Genomic DNA, 17,328 nt, shown 5'->3' on the forward strand with positions numbered 1-17,328 from the left:
GCTGACCTGTCCCCTGAAGAAGGCCACTCCCCATGACCAGACACACCGACGAACCCCGCAAAGGCCTGCACCGCCTCCGCCGGCCCCGCAGGACACTGGCGATCGGCCTGACGGCCTCGGCGCTCGTGGCCGGTGTCGTGACGTTGCTCCCCACCTCCGCCGGGGCCGCGAGCCTGGAGGCCGAGGCTTCCTCGTCGGGCCGGTACTTCGGCACCGCGATAGCCGCCGGGCGGCTGAGCGATGCGACGTACACGTCGATCGCCGACCGGGAGTTCAACATGATCACCCCGGAGAACGAGATGAAGTGGGACGCGATCGAACCGTCCCGCGACAACTTCCGGTTCGCGGCCGCCGACAAGATCGTCAACCGGTCCCTGGAGCGCGGCCAGCGGTTGCGCGGCCACACCACGGTGTGGCACTCGCAGTTGCCGGACTGGGTGAAGGCGATCAACGACCCGAACACGCTGCGCGGCGTCACGAACAACCACATCAAGACCACGATGAGCCGCTACAAGGGCAAGATCTACGCCTGGGACGTCGTCAACGAGGCCTTCCAGGACGGCGGCAGCGGTGCGCTGCGCGAGTCGGTGTTCAAGAAGGTGCTCGGCAGCGGCTTCATCGAGGAGGCGTTCCGCACCGCCCGCGCGGCCGACCCGGCCGCGAAGCTCTGCTACAACGACTACAACATCGAGGACTGGTCGGCCGCCAAGACCCAGGGCGTGTACCGCCTGGTCAAGGACTTCAAGGCACGCGGTGTCCCCATCGACTGCGTGGGCTTCCAGAGCCACTTCGGGGCGGGCGGCCCGCCGGCCAGTTTCAAGAAGACCCTCGACAGCTTCGCGGCCCTCGGCGTCGACGTGCAGATCACCGAACTGGACATCGCCCAGGCGTCCCCCACGCACTACGCGAGCGCGGTCAACGCCTGCCTCGGCGTGAAGCGTTGTACCGGCATCACGGTGTGGGGCGTCCGCGACAGCGACTCGTGGCGCGCGGACGAGAAGCCGCTCCTCTTCGACGCGGCCGGCAAGCCGAAGCCCGCGTACGACGCCGTCAAGAAAGCGTTCGACGCCGGGTCGGGTACGACCCCGGCCGACCCGGGCGACGGCACCGGCCAGATCAAGGGCGTGCCCTCCGGCCGCTGCGTCGACGTCCCCGGCTCCTCGACCGCCAACGGCACGCAAGTACAGCTGAGGGACTGCGACGGGCAGTCGAACCAGAGCTGGACGCGCACCGCTGCCAAGCAGCTGAAGGTGTTCGGCGACAAGTGCCTGGACGCGAAGGCGAAGGGCACGACGAACGGCACCGAGGTGGTCATCTGGGACTGCAACGGCGGCACGAACCAGCAGTGGAACATCAACACCAACGGTTCGATCTCCGGCGCCCAGTCCGGCAAGTGCATGGACGCGATTGGCGCGGGCACGTCCAACGGCACCAAAATCCAGCTGTACACCTGCGCCGACGTCGGCAACCAGAAGTGGACCGCCCCCTCCGGCTCGGCCGGTGGCACGTGCGCGCTGCCGTCCACGTACAAGTGGAGCTCGACCGGCGCCCTGGCCAAGCCCGCCAACGGCTGGGCCTCGCTGAAGGACTTCACCCACGTCCCGTACAACGGCAAGCACCTCGTCTACGGGTCGATGTCGACGGGCACCTCGTACGGCTCGATGGCGTTCGCCCCGTTCAGCGACTGGTCCGGCATGGGGACGGCTACGCAGACGAAGATGAACCAGAACGCGGTCGCGCCCACCCTCTTCTACTTCGCGCCGAAGAAGATCTGGGTGCTGACGTACCAGTGGGGGGCCTCGCCCTTCAGCTACCGCACTTCCGCCGACCCGGCCGACCCCAATGGCTGGTCCGCGCCGCGGCCCCTGTTCACCGGCAGCCTGCCCGACTCCCGGACCGGTCCGATCGACCAGACGTTGATCGGCGACGACCAGAACATGTACCTCTTCTTCGCCGGTGACAACGGCAAGATCTACCGGGCGTCCATGCCGATCGGGAACTTCCCCGGCAACTTCGGCTCGTCCTACACGACGGTCATGAGCGACACGGTCAAGAACCTCTTCGAGGCACCCCAGGTCTACAAGGTCCAGGGCCAGAACCAGTACCTGATGATCGTCGAGGCGCGGGGCGCCAACGAGAACCGCTACTTCCGCTCCTTCACGGCGACCAGCCTGAACGGTACGTGGACCCCGCAGGCCGCCACCGAGTCCAACCCCTTCGCGGGCAAGGCCAACAGCGGCGCGACCTGGACCAACGACATCAGCCACGGTGACCTGATCCGCTCCAACCCGGACCAGACCATGACCGTCGACCCGTGCCACCTCCAGCTGCTCTACCAGGGCAAGGACCCCAAGTCGGACGCCCCCTACGACGCGCTGCCGTACCGGCCGGGTGTGCTGACCCTGAAGCGCTGAGCCCTTCCACAGACAGTTGCCCGTCAGTTATCCGCAAGGAGCACGCCTTCCCCGTGAACATCTCTCCCTACACCCGCACGGGCTCCCGGCGGCGCGGTCTGCACCGCCGCCGCCGGGGCGCCATCGCCCTGCTGCTCGCGGTGCCCGCCGCGGCCGTGCCGTACCTGCTGCTCACGCAGGACGACTCCCAGGCCGCGAAGGCCCGGCCGTCCGCGGCAGCACCGTACAAGTGGAAGAACGCGCAGGTCGTCGGCGGCGGTTACGTCTCCGGCCTCGTCTTCAACCAGCGTGAGCGGGGTCTGCTGTACGCCCGCACCGACATGGGCGGCGCGTACCGCTGGGACGTCGGCGCCGAGAAGTGGATCCCGCTCACCGACTGGCTCGGCGAGAAGGACTGGAACCTGCTCGGCATCGACTCCCTCGCCACCGACCCCGTCGACCCCGACCGGCTCTACCTCGGCGCGGGCACGTACACCAACGACTGGGCGGGCAACGGCGCGATCCTCCGCTCCACCGACCGCGGCCGCACCTTCAAGCGCACCGAGCTGCCTTTCAAGCTCGGCGGCAACGAGGACGGCCGCGGCGCAGGCGAACGCCTCGTCGTCGACCCGGCGGACCACTCGAACCTGCTCCTCGGCTCCCGGAAGAACGGCCTGTGGCGGTCCACCGACTACGGCGCGACCTGGCGTCAGGTCGAGTCCTTCCCGGTCAAGGGCGGGGCGGGCAGCGGTGCCGGCATCTCGTTCGTGACATACGGGCCGAAGGGCAGCGACACCGTGTACGCCGGTGTCGCCGACAAGTCCACGTCCCTCTACCGGTCGACCGACAGCGGTGCCACATGGCGGGCGGTCGCCGGGCAGCCGACCGGCCAGCTGCCACAGCACGGTGTCGTCACGGGCGACGGCACGCTGTATGTGACGTACACCGACAACCTCGGGCCCAACGGCGTCACCGGCGGCTCGGTCCGGAAGTACACGCCGAGCGGCGGGGGCTGGAAGGACGTGTCCCCCTCGCAGGGCTCGTACGGCTTCTCCGGGCTCGCGGTCGATCCGCGCAAGCCGTCCACGGTGATGGTCACGACGCTGGGCCGCTGGTACCCCGAGGACGAGATCTACCGCACCACGGACGGCGGTTCGACCTGGAAAGCCCTCGCCGACAAGTCGGTACGGGACGCCTCCGGCGCGCCGTACGTCGGCACCCACACCGGTCACTGGATGACGGCCCTCGCCATCGATCCGTTCGACTCCGGGCACGTGCTGTACGGCACCGGCAACGGGATCTGGCGGAGCGAGGACGCCGACGCCGGGACGAGCCACTGGACCATAGGGGCCAAGGGACTTGAGGAGACGGCGATCCTCGACGCCATCGCCCCGCCCGGTGGCGCGACCGTCCTGACCTCCATGGGTGACCAGGGCGGATTCCGCCACACCGACCTGACGCGGGTGCCGCCCGGACGGATGAGGAACCCGCTGATGAGCAACAGCACCGACATCGACTACGCCGCGTCGAAACCGTCGGTGATGGCGCGGGTCGGCACGGGCGGCAAGCAGGACGGCGCCTACTCCACCGACGGCGGCGTCACCTGGCGGGGCTTCGCCGCCGAACCGGTGGCCGACGCCCACAGCGGCCGTATCGCCCTCGCGGCGGACGGCTCCACGCTGGTGTGGACCCAGTCCGGGCAGTCCCCGTACCGCTCGACGGACAAGGGAGCGACCTGGTCGAAGGTGCGGGGGCTCGGCACGGGGGCAGAGGTCGTCGCCGACCGCTCCTCCGCCCGCACCTTCTACTCCCTGACCGGCGGCACCCTCTACGCCAGCACCGACGGCGGCGCGACCTTCACCGCCCGCGCGACCGGCCTGCCCGCCGACGGCCGCCTCAAGGCCCTCCCGGGCCGGGCAGGCGAACTGTGGATCGCGGGCGGCGGCAAGGGCCTGCTCCACTCCACGGACGGGGGCGGCACGTTCACCCGGCTCACCTCGGTGACGTCCGCCTCGGCGGTCGGCTTCGGCAAGGCCGCGCCGCGCGCCTCGTACCAGACGCTGTACCTGATCGGCACGGTCAAGGACGTCACCGGCGTCTTCCGCTCCACCGACAAGGGCGCCACCTGGACCCGCGTCAATGACAACGCCCACCAGTGGGGCGCCATCGGCAGTCAGGGCGTCGTCACCGGCGATCCCGACACCTATGGCCGCGTCTACATCGGCACCAACGGCCGCGGCCTCCAGTACGGCGACCCGTCCTGATCCCCGTGCGTCACCCGTGACAGCGGGCCGCCCTCCTGACCGTGATGTCGCTTCGGTCAGGAGGGCGGCCCGCGGCGTAACCGGCCCGTTGGGCCGCGAGGGTGGGCGGGGGAGGAGGCCCTGAGCCCGTAACCGTCCCGTTCGGGGCGTGTTGGCCTTCCATACGCCCCGGAACCGCTGCCGAGGCAGCTAATTGAGCAGTTGCGTGTGCGCCAGTTCGCTGTAGAGGGCGTCGCGCTTGATGAGTTCGCCGTGCGTGCCGATCGCTCGTACGCATCCGGCCTCCATGACGATGATCCGGTCGGCCGTCGTGACGGTGGAGAGCCGGTGGGCGATCACCATGACGGTGGTGCTGCGGGCGGCATCGGTGATCATGTCGCGCAATGCCGCCTCGTTGGCCGCGTCGAGTTGTGAGGTGACCTCGTCCATCAGCAGCAGTCTCGGGCGGCGCAGCAGAGCGCGGGCGATCGCCACCCGCTGTCGCTCGCCCCCGGAGAGGCGGCTGCCACGGTGGCCGACGTGGGTGTCCAGCCCGTGGGGGAGGCGGTCCGTCAAGGTGTCCAGCCGCGCCATACGCAGCACCTGGGCGAGTTCTTCGCCGGAAGGGTCGCTGGCACCGAGCGTCAGGTTGTCCCGCAGTGTGCCGGCGAGGACGGGAGTGTCCTGTTCGACGTAGCCGATGGATGCGCGGAGCTGGCTCAGGGGCCACTGCCGTGTGTCCTTGCCGCCCACGAGGATGGACCCGGCATCAGGTTCGTAGAAGCGCTCGATCAGAGAGAAGACGGTGGTCTTGCCCGCGCCGGAGGGGCCCACGATCGCCGTCAGACCGCGCCCGGGCACGGTGAAGGAGACCTCGTGGTGCACCCTGGGCAGCCCGGGCCGGTAAGCGAAACGCACTTGACGGAAAGTCACGTCGAGTGGTGACCGGCCGTCCTCGGCGGCCATGGCGGGGGAGCCGCCCCTCGCTGTCGCTCCCCGCGTGTGCTCGGTCGTGTGCTCGGGTTTCACCTGTTCGGCCTCGAGCGTCTCAATGTGCTCGATGCGGACAGCGGCCGCAGATCCGATCTGGAACTGGCTCACTCCTTCGACGAGTTGACCGATGCGAGGGGCGAGGGCGAAGAGATACAACAGAAAGGCGACCAGGGTGGAGACGCTGATCGTGCCGGCGGTGACCCGGGCGCCTCCCACCCCGAGCACGACGAGGAAGCACACCTGAACGACCACCGCCGACGCCGTGGCCGACACCGCCTCCCACGCCGCGGCCCGCGTACCTCTGCGGCGGGCGTGTTCGGCCGCACGGCGCAGCGCTTGGGTCTCCCAGTGCTCGGCGCCCGATGCCTTGACCGTGCGAAAGGCCCCCAGGACGCGCTCCAGGGCGCCCCCGATGTGGCCCACCGCATCCTGCACCTGCCGGGTCGCGCGGCCGATGCGCGGAGCCACGACCGCGACGATGACACCGACGAACGCGATCACGCCGAGAGTGACGCAGAGCAGGACGGCGTCGAGGAAGCCCATGATGACGACGGTCGCGGCGGTGACCAGCGTGCCGGTGACGGCGGCGGACACCGCCTGGGGCGCGGTCTGGCGCAGCAACGTCGTATCGGAGGTGACGCGGGCGATCAGGTCGCCCGGTTCGGTGCGCTCCACCACGGGCACCCGCAGGCGCAGCAGCCGCTCGGTCAGTCGGCAGCGGGCAGCGCAGACCATGGACTCGGCCGACCGTTGCAGCACGTAGTGACCCAGCCCCGCGAGTACCGCGCCGGTGACCACCAGCAGGCTGAGCATGAGGATGGGGCCGGTGGTCGGCCGGCCCTGGCTCATGTCGTCCATCACCCGTTTGGCCGCCAAGGGCTGGGCCAGGCCCATGACGCTGCCGACGAGCCCGAGCAGGACACCCGCGGCCATGCGCCAACGCTGTGGGCTCAGATGGGTCATGAGCGCTCGTTGGGAGGCCCAGGCGCGCTCGGGACCCGTGTCCTCATCAGGTTCGTGGGAGCCGTCGGCGGGGCCGGTGAGGGGGCGGGGGCCCTCGATGCCGGGGGCCGTGGTCATCGGCTCACTCCACGGTGAAGAAGCGTTGGAAGTATGTGGGTGAGGCGTCTTCTCCGACGAGGACACCCTCGGCTTCCACCCAGGCGTGGGCGGCGAAGGGCGGTCGGCTGCGTACGCCCACGCACCAGGTGGGCCAGTGGCCGTACCACCGGCAGAGCAGCACGGTGGCCAGGGATCTCGGGAGGCAGCCCTTCTGCCCGCCCGCGGACAGGCTTACGGCGAGTACCGTCTCGCGGGCCTTCTCCGCCTCGGAGAGGGTGGCGGGCCGGGCGCCGCGCCGCAGCCTGGCCAGGATGGTGCGGATGCGGCCCGGTGGCATGGTGGCCAGCACATGGGCACAGCCCACGGCTGCCCGGGCGGCGAAGCGGCGGCCCACCGGTACGGAACACGGATCGTAGGGGAGAGCTTCCGGGGTCGTCATGCGTGCCTCTTCGGTCGGAGGAGGGCGGGGCGCGGGGGAGCGCTATGTGGTGAGGAGTCCGGCGGAGCGCAGCTCACCGACGATGGCGTCGACGTCCTTGGCTGCTTCGTCGGCGCCGATGTCGTCGTACTGCGTGGTCAGCGCCTCGACGGCCCGCTCCGCGCCGCGGGCACGACCGTCCAGCAGGGTCCGCAGGACAAGGGCCGCCGTCGGGTTGAGGGTCCAGTACTCGGCGCTCTTCTGATCGAGCAGCGCCACGCCGTATTCGGTCTCGGTCATCAGGACGCCGGGCCTCAACGCGTGCACCAAGATCATTCCTTTCGGTCGGCGAGGGGCTGGGCGGGGACGGCGTTCCCATGGCGCGGGGGCGTCATTTCGCGGGAGCGCAGCCAGACTTCGCAGGCGATTGTCGGGTGCAGCAGGTAGCTCTCCGTCTCCGCGGCGAGAGAGCGGCGGCACCACTCACGCAGGATGTTCGCGTCGATCAGGCCGAGCTGGGCCAGCCGCGAGTCGTCGCACAGTGCCAGCAGTCGCCGACGGTGCTCGCGCAGGCCGACCTCCTCCTCGAACGTGGCGTTCGCCTTGGTGTCGCGCGTCCGGCTGGTCTCCGGCACGACACCGCGCATGGCCTCGACGATCAGGGGTTTATACCGCCAGGGGGTGATCCGTTCCTGTGGCCGCACGGCGAGGCAGGTCTCGATGACGCGAGTGTCGTAGTAGGGGGCGGCGACGGCGATGCCCAGGGGCGCGGCCATCTGGCCGATGTGCCGGGTCCACTGGGAGATGCCGTCCATCGCGACCAGTTCTCGGTGCTCACCGTGCCCCCTGCCCCGGGGTTCGATGCCGGCCAGGGCGGCGCCTATCTGTTCGCGGGCGGCCGTGATGGCGTCGGGTGTGGCCCAGGGTGCCATCCGGGGTGGTGTGGACCAGTCGAGCAGCGGTGTGTTCGTGCCGGGAGGCGGCCCGGTCAGGTCGCGGGCCACGCGGCCGACCCAGCTTCGGTAGGAGCGCCGGTCCAGGAGTTGGCGCAGCGTTGCCCGCCGGGGCCACTGGTACTTGGCGGCGTATCCGCGGATGTTGCGCAGTGCGGTCGAGGGATGGGTCAGTAACAGGGAATGCAGCCGGGCGGGCGTGCCGGCGAGGAGTTCATCGCCGCCCAGTCCGGTCATGTGCAGGTGGGATCCGCGGGCCGCGGCCATTTCCACGATGCCCATCCGACGGTTGCGGTCGACGGTGATGATGCTGGGCGTGTCCAGGATGTCGTGGAGGGTGTCGATTCCGTCGAAGGTCATGGCCGTGTCCTCGGCCGGTACGACGTGGTGCTCGATGCCCTGGAGTTCCTGGACGGTGCGGCGGGCCCAGTGCACGTCGTCGCCGGATTCGTCGTGGAGCGCGGCTGTGTATGCGACGACCTTGGTGTCGCCGCGGGCCGCCGTACAGCACAGGGCGGTGGAGTCCAGTCCGCCCAGATCCGCCGTCACCAGCTCGCGCCCGCGGGTGCGTACACCGACCGCTTCAGTGAGCGCCTCTCTCAGCTGCCGGGCGCCCTCGGCGAGGGGGAGGACCGGGTCGGGCGGCGACCACCACCGCCTCATGGTGGTCCGGCCGTCGGCGTCGAGGGTCAGGCAGTGGCCTGCGGGTACGGCCCGCAGGCCCCGCCACAGCGGGGGCGCCGACAGCGGGTACGGCGCTCCCGAGGTGAGCAGTTCGAGGGCGATCCGGCGTTCGTCGAGATCAGCGTCGATCAGTTCGGCGAGCACGTCGGCCCGATCCGACGCCACGCTGACGGGGCCGCATGCCGTGGTTTCGGTGTGGAATACGCGCCGTAGGTTCACGATGCCGCCCCGTACGTGCACCCGGCCGCCGACGCTGGCCACCAGATGGAAGCTGCCGGGCCGGCGTGCGGCGCGGTCCAGGGCCGACAGCGAGGCGGGACCGGTGGCCGCGGCGGCTTGTTCGAGATAGTGCTCAGTGACGGCGTGCTCCCCGATCACCGCGATACGGGTCCCGCCACACCGCCCCAGCACGGCGGCGGGCTCCTCCCAGCGGCCCACCAGCCACGGCCGTCCAGAGGCATGGAGCAGACTCCGGGTGGCGTAGCGGTGCGCCCTGGCGGCGAAGGGCGCGGCCGCGGCGGTGTCGGGCAACGCGATGAACCAGGCGGGCGCGGTCTGGAGGGAGAGATACGTAGCCATGAGCAACGGCCTTCGGTCGGCGGCGAGGTGATGCCCGGGGCACAGGATCGGGTGGCGGCTGGACGCCACCACCCGATAGTCGGCCTGTTCAAGGGCCGGCGCATACGTTCTGCGACTCATGACCGCTCAGCGGCTGGGGCCGCCCCCGATCAGAGGAACTGCTTGCCGCCGAGGACGTCCTTGGGACCGGTGTTCTTGATCCCGGTCACCTTGCGGAAGCTTCCGGCCTTGGTGAGAGTGGGACGCTCGTACGTCATAATCGTTCTCCCTTTTTGAGGACGATGCGCACAGAAAATATGTGCGGCGAATTCAATTAGACCTCGTCTCGAATATCGAGAGCGGTCAAATCCGCAGGACCAACGTATGTACGAAAAGGGCAACATCACAACACCTGCTCCGAACCGCGAGGCGGACGATGGGTGCAAGAGGGGCGCGCGTGGGGCGCAGTCCGTGAGGCCGCGAAAGCGGAAGAAGGCGCCCCCTGCATGAGGCCCTCCAAGGTGCGGAAATCGCCGCAAAAGGGGCGCCCTTCCGCCCTCGCGAGGCGCGTTTGGCGTGCAGCCCTGCGGGGCTGTTCTGCTGCGCATTGGGCACGGCGCGCACTTTCATGGCCGTACAGCAAATTTAGAACAGCACTAAATTGTCCGGCATAAAAAGCGCTGCTTGGGTCGCTCCTGAGTGGCATCCCTTCGCCGCCTTCGTGGTCAGGGCGCCTTGGCCGTCAAATTGAAACGTGGATGCGTGTGCGGAGGGGCTGTGGCTGAACGGGCGGCACCGTTCGAGGGCGCCTATCGTGAGTCGCGGGGGTATCGCTGGAGGTGGTCATGCGAATACGCTGCGTGATTGGCAGTGCCATGGCGCTTGCCCTGGTAGGAGTGGGAGCGCCCGCTGGGGCCGCGGAGGGCGACGGCCCCGACCTGTCCCGGTTCTACGACCAGAAGTTCGCGTGGGCGAGCTGCAAGGTGTTGGCGGGCGTCCTCGAATTCCCCGGCGACATGCAGTGCGGCAAGGTCACCGTTCCCCTGGACTATGCGGCGCCGGAGAAGGGCACGATCGACCTCTTCCTCAACAGGATTCCGGCCTCCGGCAAGAAGCGCGGCTCTCTCTTCCTCAACTTCGGCGGCCCCGGTTCCGCGGGCGTCCCCGGGGTCGCGGGCCGGGCGAAGGAGTTCGGGGACCTCACCAAGTCGTACGACGTGGTCGGCTTTGACCCGCGTGGTGTCGGCTTCAGCTCGCCCGCCACCTGCGGTGACGGCAGCGACCAGCCCTCGTCTGCCCTGGACGGTGACGAGAGCACCGCAGCCGACGTCATGGACAAGTTCACCAAGGCATATGAGGAGTGCAAGAAGCACTCCGGGCCGGTGTTGCAGCACATGGGGACCATCAACGTGTCGCGCGACCTGGACGTGATGCGCCACAACCTCGGCGACAAGAAGCTCAACTTCCTGGGCTTCTCGTACGGAACGCGGCTCGGCGCCGTCTACACCGCCCAGTTCCCCAAGAACACGGGCCGGCTCGTGCTCGACGGAGTGGACACGCTCACCGAACCGCTGACCGAGTCATCGCTCGTGGGCGCTCAGGGCCAGCAGACCGCGCTGGACAACTTCGTGACCTGGTGTGCGCGCAACGAGGGCTGCCCGCTCGGCGCGAACCCGCGAGACGCCAAGGAGAACATCGCCAAACTGGTGACCACACTCAAGGCGAAGCCCGTGGTGGCCGGCAACGGGCAGGAGTTCACCGGCGACGACCTGGTCCACTCCCTGGGGGAGGCGCTCTACGGCAGGGGCAACTGGCCTTACCTGTCGCAGGCGCTCACCTCACTGATCACCGACGACGACCCCAGGTCGCTGCTTCGGATCAGCGGTTCTTTGCTGCCGCCTGACCCCGACCCCGATACCGGCCCCACCGGCTCCGGGGAGGAGGGTCCCGGCGGCATCTCTCCCGTACGCGTCATGCTGCGCACGGCGCAGGAAGAGGAGCCGGTCAAGCCGCCGCCGGACGACAACTCCGGCATCGCGCTGACGGCTGTCAACTGCGCGGACGACCCGGACCGCCTCACGGTCGCCGACTTTGAGAACGATGCCAAGTTCGAGCGGATGGCGCGCGACTACGCCAAGGCTTCGCCGATCTTCGGCCCCTCCGCCCTGCTCCAGGTCCGGATGTGCGCGGGCTTCCCCGCGGGCACCGACTTCGTCCGTGGGATCAAGAACGTGCACACGCCGAAGTTTCTGCTGGTGGGGACGCGGGGAGACCCTGCCACGCCGTACCGCTGGACGGTCGAGACCGCCAAGCGGCTCGGAGACTCGGCGGTCGTCCTCGACAACAAGGGCGACGGACATGGCGCGTACTTCTCCTCGAAGTGCGTGAAGCAGAAGGTCGACGATTTCCTGCTGTACGGCTCGCAGGTCAAGAGCGGCTCATCCTGCGGCTCAGACAAGTGATCCCTCGTGGTGCCCCGTCAAGCGCCGGGGGTGAGAGAAGGCGGTCCGGGAGGTTACCGACGGGAGGCGGTGCGGGACATCACGGCTTCCGGGTCGCTTTCCATGCTCACCAAGCGAATGGGGGGATGCTGATGCCGTCGGGACACTGTTGACGCGTGGATGCGGCGGCGGCCGCCGCCGGTCACGTTGAGGAGGACGCGCGCGTCGCGGGGGATGCGCCGGACAGCGACAGCCTGGCGTAGACAGGCCAGAGCCACGGCTGCCGGGCGTTCGATATCGACGCCCTCCAGCTCCTCGAAAGCTGCTGCGGCCTCATCTGCCGCCCGGCGACCGGCTGTGAGAACGTCGCCGCGGGTTCGCGTCAGGATGTCCCGGATGCCGCCGTGCGCCCAGTACGGCGGGGCGGAGTTCACCAGTTCCGGCGCATAGACCTCGGTGGGCGGAGGTGGCGCGGAAAAGGAGTGCGGGGTCTTGTGGTTCCACAGGTCGTGGATGGGGGCGAACGCGGTGTTCTGGCACAGGATGAGCCGGGGCAGGGCGGTGGTGGCCGTGGTTGCTGACCGTGCGATGCGGGTGGCGGCTTCGTAGGTGGCGATGGCCCCGGCGCCGCTTCCGACTGCTTGGACGTAGTAGTCGGGAAGCCTTCCCATTGCCTCGTACGCCGCCAGTGTCACGGTGGCGAGGCCGTCGCGGCGGCCGACGTTGCGCACGCCGCCCTCTGCGAAGAACTCCGGAGACAACTCGATGATCCTTTTGCTGTAGGCGATGGCCTGGTTGTAGTCGGCCCCCTTCAGGGCGATGACGCGGGCGCAACTCCCGGTCCCGGGGAGGCCGTTCAGCGCGGGGAGGGCGCTTTCGGGGACCACGAGAACGCACGGGAAGGGGAAGTTCCGACAGGCGGAGAGAAACGCCGCAGCCGTGTTGCCCGCGGACGCGACGACCATGGTCCCGGCTCCCTCCGGGACCCGAGCCAGAACGCTGTACGCCTCCAGCTCCTTGAAAGTCCCGCTCTCCATACGGCAGTTGCGTTCAGGCCAGAAGCCGCTGAAGGAGATCCACAGATCGCTCAGGCCGACGGCCATGGCGAGCCGTTCGCTGCGAAACACATGAGGCGCACTCGAGCCGGGCACCTCCCGGCACGCCGGCAACCAGAAGCCGTAACGGAAGATTCCCGAAGCCCCGGGCTCAGGCTTGAACCGCAGGGAACCGTAGTCGGTCCGCAAGAGGGAGCCATCCGCGCACGCAGGACATTCCAGGACCGTGCCGTCGTCGACGAGCCTCAGCCCGCAGCCCGTACACACCAGTTGGTAAGACCCGTCACGGGCGCATGGAGCGCCGCTGGTCATCGGGCGCTCCGCCGATCATTCGTGGACGGGGCGGGGGAGGCGATATCGATGAGGTGCGCCGGGTAGATCCGTCGGACGCTGGTGCCCAGCCGGCTGATGTCCGCTCCATACACGTGGAGGGAGATGGCCGGCCCGGGACCAGGATTACGGACCACGTGAATATCGCCTGGCGGGACGAAGCCGTTGACGTCTCCGACGCTGTTGACCAGCCGCTCCGTGGCAACGAGTCTCTCCCCTGGGCCGGTCGAGGCGATGCGGTACCGCTCCTCGACCTCCCTGCCTTCATATACGCCCGTCACGCACCAGGAAACATGGTCGTGGACGGGGGTCTCCTGTCCTGGAAGCCACACGAGCGCGACCACAGAGAAGAGCCCGCCTGGCTCGGCGTGCAGCAAGTGCTGCCGGTATCCATCGGCCCTCCCCTCTCGCTGGTGCGCCGCAAGCAGGCCCGGGGCGGCGAGAAAGGGGCGTAGCCGTTCGGACGTTCTGGCCACTCGCTGTGCCGCAGTGAACGACGATCTCACCGTCTCGCGCACCACTGCCACAAGATCTGCCAGTCGCGCGTTTCCCTCAACCGCATCAGGGCGGGACGGCACACCGACCACGAAGCCACTCCTCAGTCACGTCAGGCCTCGGCCGGAGAGACAAGCCCGAGCCAGATCGTGCTCCACGCTATCCACGCAGATGACACAGCGCCTTTGTTGCTCGGCCAGCTGGGGGCCTGGCTGCGCTCCGGCAGCACAGCAGAGCGCAGCCGGGTCGTCCTCTACGGCCCGCGGGTGGGAGCCGGACCGGGACCGACCCGACGGGGCACCAGCGGCACGATCGACGGCAGGCGAGCCCTATGCGGGCCGAAAGGGTGACCGCCGTACCGCGGGCCGGGTCGGGGAGCGGATTGGAGAGTCCGAAGCCGGATGATGGCGAGGCTTGTAGGGCTGTGACGGTTCGGCGTGGTGGCCCCGGGCGCTGGCGGTCACCGGCCGCCGACGCCGTCGGTGCGTTGAGGAGGATGCTCGATGAGTTTGTCCCGCAAGCAGCTGCTGAAGATCATGGGCGGGACCGCTGTCGCGGCCGGTATGCCGTTGGGCGCTGCCGAGGCTTCGGCGTCCCAGGCTCCGACACGGAAGCGAGATGTCTGCATCGTCGGTGGTGGGGCGTCCGGCACCTACACCGCCATGCGGCTGCGTCAGCTCGGCAAGAGCGTGCTCCTGGTCGAACGTTCCGACAGGCTCGGTGGGCACACCGAGACCCACCGTGATCCCGTCACCGGCGACACCACCGAGATCGGCGTGGTCCTCTGGCGCGATCTGCCCGCCGTCCGCGGCTACTTCAAACGGCTCGGTGTCCCCGTCGAGGTCTTCTCCGGCCACGAGTCGAAGCCTCCGAAGTACGCCGACTTCCGGACCGGGGCTCCGGTCAACGCCCCGGCGTCCCCACCTGATCTGATGACGTCCTACTTCAAGGTCCTCAAGAAGTATCCGTACCTCGCGACCGGATACGACCTGCCCGACCCGGTCCCCGCCGAGCTGTACATGCCGTTCGCGAAGTTCGCCGCCAAACACGGCCTGGAAGCTCTCGTCCCCCTCCTTGTACGGGTCATGATGGGCTTCGGTGACCTGCTCACCCTGCCCACGCTCTACGTCATGAAGAGCTTCGACATCGACATGGTGTCCCGCCTCCTCAACGGCGGCTCCTTTCTCACCACGAAGAGCGGGAACAACAGCGAGCTGTACGAAAAGGCGGCCACGCACCTGGACGATGACGTCCTGCTCAACGCCGAACTCATCCGGGTCAACCGGTCCCGTGACCTCGTCACCATCCGGGTCGGCACGCCGCAGGGGCTCCAGACGATTCTCGCCAAAAAGATCGTCTTCACCGCACCGCCGACGCAGCGCAACCTGGCCCCATTCGACCTCGACCGCACTGAACGGACTCTGTTCAGCCGCTTCCGTCCGCACTTCTACTACACCGGGCTCGTACGTCTTCCCGGCGTTCCCGACACCATGACGGTCCAGAACCTCGGTTCCACGCCGCCGTTCCACATGCCCGCTCTGCCTGCGCTTTACCACATCCAGTCGAGCGGTGTGCCCGGTCTGCACCATGTGAAATACGGCAGTACGGTCCCGCTCACCTATAGGCAGGTGCGGGCGAATATCCACGCCGACATCAAACGGCTCGTAGCCGCCGGGACGATTCCGGCGACGACCGTGAAACTCTCCACCCTCAAGAGCCACAGCCCGTACGGAATGAGCGTCAGCGCCGACGACATCGCCAACGGGTTCTACCGCAGGCTGAACGCCCTCCAAGGCCGCAACCGCACCTTCTACAACGGTGCCGCCTTCCACGCGCACGACTCGTCGCTGCTGTGGCAGTTCACCGAACGGCTCCTCCCCAACCTCACCTAAAGGGTGTTGCGGAGTGCGGCCGAGGGCGAGGTGCCGAGCGGTACCGCGAACCGCGGCTGCCAGCCTGCCTCCGTCAGTGCCACCAGCTGAACCGCCGTCGCCCGAGTGCGCAGCGGCAGCAGACTGCCGATCGCAGCGCGGACTTGGGCGGCGGCTGCCGGGGTGTCCGCACCCATGGCGACCGTGACATGGGCGGCGGGCTGCGCCCCGAAGCGGCCCTTGTACGGGCGCAACCCAGGCCAGCGGGTGCGGAACGCATCGACGATCGTCTGGAGTCCCGGAACGGTGACGGCGACGAAGCCGGACTCCGTCACGACCTCCTCCAAGAGCAGATCGGCTGCCGGAAAACTCGCGGCCAGGGACCGCACGCCCTTCTCGTCCCGATCTGTCAGCGCCGATTCCGGCACGAACGGGTAGAGGAGCGAGACGTGCGCCGGCACGCCACGACGCACCAGGGCCGGGTCGATACGCCATGCCGCATCGAGGAGCGGGGCGGCATCGGGCAAGACAATGACGACGGCAGTGGTCCCTGGCTCTGGCACGCCGTCATCATCGCAGGCCAGTCCGCTGCTGCGCGCGGATCTGGTCGTGGCCGTCCCTACAGCGAGCGCCGCCGCACGGAGCGTAAGGGGTCCGGACCTGACCTTGGCCCGGACCCCTCAGTGCTACTCCCCGCTAGGTCGCTCGGCCCGCCGGGTGGAAGTTGATGCGTTCCCTGACGACGGGGAAGCCGGCCCTGGCGAAGTTCGCGGCCATGGGGAAGTTGGCCTGGTCCGTCGCTCCGCCGATGAACTCCGCGCCCTGCTCGACGAGGAGGTGGGTGCACTCCGCGAGGAGGTCGTAGGCGTAGCCGCGACCGCGCTGTTCCGGGACGACCCCGATGAAGCCGATGGTCGGGCCGGAGGGGTTGTGGGCCGGGATGTGGATGCCGGCCAGGTCGCCCTCCGGCGTGTGCGCGGTCTGCCACCACTCCCGTGGGGAGGGGCACCAGTGGAAGAAGTCGAGTTCCTCCTGGGCGGCCTGGTCGAGACCGCCCTCCCCGATAGCCCTGAGCGCGTGGGCGTCCAGGGTGACGGAGTGGATGCGGCGCAACGCGTCGAAGAACACGGTGTCGTCGGGTTCGGCGCTGAAGCGCAGGCGTCCGGGCCGTTCGGGCAGCCCTCGCTCCGGGGTCCAGCGGTACAGGAAGCGTTCCACCAGGAGTTCGTACCCTGCGGCTCGTGCGGCGGCGAAGCGTGACTCGGCGCCGGCACGCAGGTCGGTCTCTTCCCGCCAGCCGCCTGGCAGGTTGATCTCGAGTTCGACCTGCCAGGGAGCGGAGCGCAGGAGTTCGGCACCTGCCTCCTCCTCGCCCTCGGCCACGTCGAACCAGTTGATGTTGACGGGCTCCGAGTCGTCGGGGCCGCCCCACCAGGCGCCGCGTGCGACGACCTCGCCGTCGCGCAGGGCGACGCGCTTCCAGTCGGGGCGGAACTGGGTACGCCGATGGGCTTCACGGGCGCCCAAGGGATCGGGGAGTACGTCGAAGAGATGAGCGTCGCTCGCGGAGAGCGCGTGGATGACCACGGCGGTCATGGATTCCTCCGGGATACAGGCTGCTTGGAGCGCTCCCGGTCAGAACCTACGAACCACGCCGGGACAGCGGAAAGAGGGAGCGCTGGAAAGGTGTGAACCGCACGGCACTCGCCTCCTTCCATCCGTCTCAGGGCGTGGAGCCACACATTAAGTGGCCCACTGCGCGCCCGTCCACCAATTTCGGATCGAGGCGCGGGTGGCCGGGCGAAACGGCACCGTGAACGTGGGTGTTGGTA

The 17,328-nt window shown here is 68.9% G+C and carries 13 protein-coding genes; 4 read left to right on the forward strand and 9 right to left on the reverse strand.

The features are described from left to right. The first annotated feature begins 32 nt into the window (after positions 1 to 32). Together DMA15_RS34605 and DMA15_RS34610 are read left to right on the forward strand one after the other, a co-directional pair. Positions 33 to 2,414: a non-reducing end alpha-L-arabinofuranosidase family hydrolase gene (locus tag DMA15_RS34605; protein WP_125516598.1), complete on the forward strand. Its 2,382-nt coding sequence runs from the start codon at positions 33 to 35 to the stop codon at positions 2,412 to 2,414. 53 nt (positions 2,415 to 2,467) lie between these two features. Continuing rightward, positions 2,468 to 4,657 (forward strand): carbohydrate-binding protein, encoded by a 2,190-nt coding sequence (locus DMA15_RS34610; protein WP_240660096.1) that lies wholly within the window; start codon positions 2,468 to 2,470, stop codon positions 4,655 to 4,657. A 189-nt stretch (positions 4,658 to 4,846) separates the two neighbouring features. Here DMA15_RS34610 and DMA15_RS34615 read toward each other — a convergent pair whose 3' ends face one another. The 5 genes from DMA15_RS34615 to DMA15_RS36890 all read right to left on the reverse strand — a co-directional run bounded on the left by DMA15_RS34615 (position 4,847) and on the right by DMA15_RS36890 (position 9,582). Continuing rightward, the gene (locus tag DMA15_RS34615; protein WP_125516599.1) at positions 4,847 to 6,709 is read right to left on the reverse strand and encodes an ABC transporter ATP-binding protein; all 1,863 of its coding nucleotides are present in this window, start codon (positions 6,707 to 6,709) and stop codon (positions 4,847 to 4,849) included. A 4-nt stretch (positions 6,710 to 6,713) separates the two neighbouring features. Next, a complete protein-coding gene (locus tag DMA15_RS34620) occupies positions 6,714 to 7,130 on the reverse strand; it encodes a lasso peptide biosynthesis B2 protein (RefSeq protein ID WP_125516600.1) in 417 nt (138 codons plus the stop codon). Between the two features lie 42 nt (positions 7,131 to 7,172). Then, entirely contained in the window at positions 7,173 to 7,445 is a 273-nt protein-coding gene (locus DMA15_RS34625) for a lasso peptide biosynthesis PqqD family chaperone (protein WP_276314382.1), read from the reverse strand. After that, positions 7,442 to 9,325 carry a lasso peptide isopeptide bond-forming cyclase gene (locus tag DMA15_RS34630; RefSeq protein WP_125516601.1) on the reverse strand — a complete coding sequence of 628 codons (1,884 nt, stop codon included), beginning with the start codon at positions 9,323 to 9,325 and terminating at the stop codon, positions 7,442 to 7,444. Before DMA15_RS34630 ends, DMA15_RS34625 begins: the two co-directional genes overlap by 4 nt. A 149-nt stretch (positions 9,326 to 9,474) precedes the next feature. After that, a complete protein-coding gene (locus tag DMA15_RS36890) occupies positions 9,475 to 9,582 on the reverse strand; it encodes a keywimysin-related RiPP (RefSeq protein WP_164551888.1) in 108 nt (35 codons plus the stop codon). Positions 9,583 to 10,200: 618 nt separating this feature from the next. Here DMA15_RS36890 and DMA15_RS34640 point away from each other — a divergent pair. Next, positions 10,201 to 11,766, forward strand: a complete 1,566-nt coding sequence (locus DMA15_RS34640; protein ID WP_346428940.1) for an alpha/beta hydrolase — start codon at positions 10,201 to 10,203, stop codon at positions 11,764 to 11,766. Positions 11,767 to 11,819: 53 nt separating this feature from the next. On the opposite strand, the gene DMA15_RS34645 is transcribed toward DMA15_RS34640, so the two are convergent. Together DMA15_RS34645 and DMA15_RS34650 are read right to left on the reverse strand one after the other, a co-directional pair. Continuing rightward, entirely contained in the window at positions 11,820 to 13,112 is a 1,293-nt protein-coding gene (locus DMA15_RS34645) for a cysteate synthase (protein ID WP_125516603.1), read from the reverse strand. Continuing rightward, on the reverse strand, positions 13,109 to 13,717 hold the full coding sequence (locus tag DMA15_RS34650; protein ID WP_125516604.1) for a cysteine dioxygenase family protein: 609 nt from the start codon (positions 13,715 to 13,717) through the stop codon (positions 13,109 to 13,111). Before DMA15_RS34650 ends, DMA15_RS34645 begins: the two co-directional genes overlap by 4 nt. Before the next feature lie 411 nt (positions 13,718 to 14,128). Between DMA15_RS34650 and DMA15_RS34655 the strand changes: the two genes are divergently transcribed. Continuing rightward, entirely contained in the window at positions 14,129 to 15,517 is a 1,389-nt protein-coding gene (locus DMA15_RS34655; protein WP_125516605.1) for an FAD-dependent oxidoreductase, read from the forward strand. Here the strand turns inward: DMA15_RS34655 and DMA15_RS34660 are convergent. Both DMA15_RS34660 and DMA15_RS34665 read right to left on the reverse strand, forming a co-directional pair. Continuing rightward, the gene (locus DMA15_RS34660) at positions 15,514 to 16,023 is read right to left on the reverse strand and encodes a 2'-5' RNA ligase family protein (protein WP_240660098.1); all 510 of its coding nucleotides are present in this window, start codon (positions 16,021 to 16,023) and stop codon (positions 15,514 to 15,516) included. The two genes, DMA15_RS34655 and DMA15_RS34660, sit on opposite strands and share 4 nt — an antisense overlap. A gap of 169 nt (positions 16,024 to 16,192) precedes the next feature. Then, positions 16,193 to 17,092, reverse strand: a complete 900-nt coding sequence (locus tag DMA15_RS34665; RefSeq protein ID WP_125516607.1) for a GNAT family N-acetyltransferase — start codon at positions 17,090 to 17,092, stop codon at positions 16,193 to 16,195. Positions 17,093 to 17,328: the final 236 nt, after the last annotated feature.

The sequence above is a fragment of the Streptomyces sp. WAC 01529 genome, assembly GCF_003945545.1.
GTDB lineage: Bacteria > Actinomycetota > Actinomycetes > Streptomycetales > Streptomycetaceae > Streptomyces > Streptomyces anatolicus.